The organism is Nocardia sp. NPDC060220, assembly GCF_042727815.1.
Classification (GTDB): Bacteria; Actinomycetota; Actinomycetes; order Mycobacteriales; family Mycobacteriaceae; genus Nocardia.
The window spans coordinates 1-1,570 of sequence record NZ_JBHWZY010000833.1 but is presented as its reverse complement, the minus strand read 5'-3'; the positions used below and the strand labels follow the sequence as shown (position 1 = coordinate 1,570).

The window sequence follows — 1,570 nt, the reverse complement described above, 5'->3', positions numbered from 1 at the left end:
CCACCCTTGAAAGAGTGCGTAATAGCTCACTGGTCAAGTGATCCTGCGCCGACAATGTAGCGGGGCTCAAGTACACCGCCGAAGCCGCGGCATTCACACAATAGCCCGTCCTTTTCTTCGGAGAAGGGCCAGGTGTGTGGATGGGTAGGGGAGCGTCCTGTGGCCGTGGAAGCAGCAGTGTGAACTAGCTGTGGAGGCCACGGGAGTGAGAATGCAGGCATGAGTAGCGAAAGACGAGTGAGAAACTCGTCCGCCGAATGACCAAGGGTTCCTGGGCCAGGTTAATCCGCCCAGGGTGAGTCGGGACCTAAGGCGAGGCCGACAGGCGTAGTCGATGGACAACGGGTTGATATTCCCGTACCCGTGTATCCGCGCCCAATGCTGAATCAGTTGTGCTAACTGTCCAAATGTTGTTTTACTGAGCCTTCGGGTGAGGGGAATGACGGCTGCACAGGACCCCGGTTGTAGTAGGTAAGCGATGGGGTGACGCAGGAAGGTAGCTGGGCCAGGTGATGGAATACCTGGTGTAAGCGTGTAGGGCGTTGTGTAGGCAAATCCGCACAACATGTAGCCTGAGACGTGATGCGTACCCGTTGAGGGGAATTCAGTGATCCTATGCTGCCGAGAAAAGCCTCTAGCGAGCTGGTACACGGCCCGTACCCCAAACCGACACAGGTGGTCAGGTAGAGAATACTAAGGCGATCGAGAGAACTGTGGTTAAGGAACTCGGCAAAATGCCCCCGTAACTTCGGGAGAAGGGGGACCTGGTCTGGTGACGTTCTTTACGGACTGAGCTGGGCGAGGTCGCAGAGACCAGAGAGAAGCGACTGTTTACTAAAAACACAGGTCCGTGCGAAGTCGTAAGACGATGTATACGGACTGACGCCTGCCCGGTGCCGGAAGGTTAAGAGGACCGGTTAGCCTGTCATGGGCGAAGCTGAGAATTTAAGCCCCGGTAAACGGCGGTGGTAACTATAACCATCCTAAGGTAGCGAAATTCCTTGTCGGGTAAGTTCCGACCTGCACGAATGGCGTAACGACTTCTCTGCTGTCTCAACCACAGACTCGGCGAAATTGCATTACGAGTAAAGATGCTCGTTACGCGCGGCAGGACGAAAAGACCCCGGGACCTTCACTATAGCTTGGTATTGGTGTTCGGTACGGTTTGTGTAGGATAGGTGGGAGACTGTGAAGCTCGGACGCTAGTTCGGGTGGAGTCGTCGTTGAAATACCACTCTGATCGTATTGGACTTCTAACCTCGGACCATGATCTGGTTCAGGGACAGTGCCTGGTGGGTAGTTTAACTGGGGCGGTTGCCTCCCAAAATGTAACGGAGGCGCCCAAAGGTTCCCTCAGCCTGGTTGGCAATCAGGTGTTGAGTGCAAGTGCACAAGGGAGCTTGACTGTGAGACTGACAGGTCGAGCAGGGACGAAAGTCGGGACTAGTGATCCGGCACCGGCAAGTGGAAGCGGTGTCGCTCAACGGATAAAAGGTACCCCGGGGATAACAGGCTGATCTTCCCCAAGAGTCCATATCGACGGGATGGTTTGGCACCTCGATGTCGGCTC

General features: G+C 55.4%; 1 rRNA gene (cut by a window edge). It reads left to right on the top strand.

What is annotated here, in order from left to right:
• Positions 1–1,570: ribosomal RNA gene (locus ACFWF3_RS30400) — 23S ribosomal RNA — on the top strand; its annotated part reaches 1,373 nt to the left of the window's first position; the annotation flags it as partial.